This window comes from Ideonella sp. P3_A4 (assembly GCF_056403075.1).
Window position 1 is genome coordinate 1 of sequence record NZ_JBFUGE010000967.1, and the last position, 1639, is coordinate 1639.

Genomic DNA, 1639 nt, shown 5'->3' on the forward strand with positions numbered 1-1639 from the left:
GCGCTGCACCGGCAGCGCGCGACCCAATCCGCTCAGTGCCATGCGGGCCAGCAGGTCTGGTTCGCCGGTGGTCTGCAACATGATGAGGTCTGCCGCATCGGCGTTTGCGGCCGACGGCGTCAGCAGATCGACCGCCCGGCGTGCCACCGCATCCGCGGTATCGAGCAGGTGGATGCCGGGGCCCAGGCGCGCGGCAATACGCTCGGCCACGAACGGGTAATGCGTACAGCCCAGCACCACGGTATCGATGTCCAACGTGGCCAGCGGCGCGCAATACAGATCGAGCAGGCGATCGACTTCCGCCAGCCCGGCCTCGCCGCGCTCGATGGCCGCTGCCAGGCCGCCGCAAGGCACGGGATGAACCTGGCATCCCGGGGCATGGCGTTTCACCAGATCTGCGTAGCGTTCGCTGGCCAGCGTGGACGGCGTTGCCATCACTGCGATGCTGCGCCGGGCACTGGCCAACGCGGCCGGTTTCACGCCCGGTTCGACGCCGACAAATGCCACGCCAGGGTGTCGCGCTCGCACGCCATCGACCGCCCAAGCCGTGGCGGTGTTGCACGCGATGACGACCAGGCGCGCGCCCTGGTCGACGAGGTGATCGACGACCCGTTCGGAGCGTTGCCGCACGTGGGCCGGATCACGGTCGCCATAGGGCGCGTGGCCGGCATCTGCCACGTAAAGCAGCGGCGCTTGCGGCAATTGGCGATGTAATGCACGCAGGACCGACAGGCCACCCACGCCCGAATCGAAGACACCGATGAGGGATGAGCCTGCCGCAGCATCACCCGAAGCCGTGTTGGCGTTGTGAGGGGCGGGCACGGTGTCGAGCGGCGTCATGGCGGCGGGCAGTCTACCCGGCCAAGCGCAGTCGAGTGCCCGCCGGGCGAGGCGTAACACCCGAAGCGTCAACTGTCGCCCAGACGACTGACATTTCTGGGGCCGCGCACCTAAAATAGCACGACCGTTCGATTTATCCTTCGGCCTGCGCCACACGCGCTTGGCGTCGAGCACCATGCCGGTTTCACCCCGTCCGGCACTGGTGCAACCACTAGAATCCCGCAGTTAACGTAAACGTCAATTCAGACCATTCGGGTCCGACAGGAGCAACGCGACATGAAGGTATTGGTAGCCGTCAAGCGCGTCGTCGACTACAACGTGAAGGTTCGCGTGAAGTCCGACGGCACGGGGGTGGACATCGCCAACGTCAAGATGAGCATGAACCCCTTCGACGAAATCGCCGTCGAAGAGGCCGTCCGCTTGAAAGAGAAGGGCGCTGTCACCGAGGTGATCGCCGTCTCCTGCGGCGTCACGCAGTGCCAGGAAACGCTGCGCACCGCGATGGCGATCGGCGCCGACCGCGCGATCCTGGTCGAGACCCCTGCTGACCTCGAACTGCAACCGCTGGCCGTGGCCAAGCTGCTGAARGCGCTGGTCGACAAGGARCAGCCGGGCCTSGTGATCYTGGGCAAGCAGGCGATCGACGACGACTGCAACCAGACCGGCCAGATGCTGGCCGCGCTGGCCGACCTGCCGCAAGCCACCTTCGCCTCGAAGGTCGAGTTCGCCGATGGCAGCGTGAACGTCACGCGTGAAGTCGACGGTGGCCTCGAGACGCTCAAGCTCAGCACGCCGGCGG

General features: G+C 66.4%; 2 protein-coding genes. One reads left to right on the plus strand and one right to left on the minus strand.

Translation table 11 applies throughout. The features are described 5' to 3' along the window. A partial coding sequence (gene murI / locus AC1DYI_RS34945) for a glutamate racemase (RefSeq protein WP_477208687.1) occupies positions 1-1017 on the minus strand: 1017 nt, incomplete at its 3' end. A 99-nt stretch (positions 1018-1116) separates the two neighbouring features. Here murI and AC1DYI_RS34950 point away from each other — a divergent pair. After that, on the plus strand, positions 1117-1639 hold a 523-nt coding region (locus tag AC1DYI_RS34950), incomplete at its 3' end, for an electron transfer flavoprotein subunit beta/FixA family protein (RefSeq protein WP_477208688.1).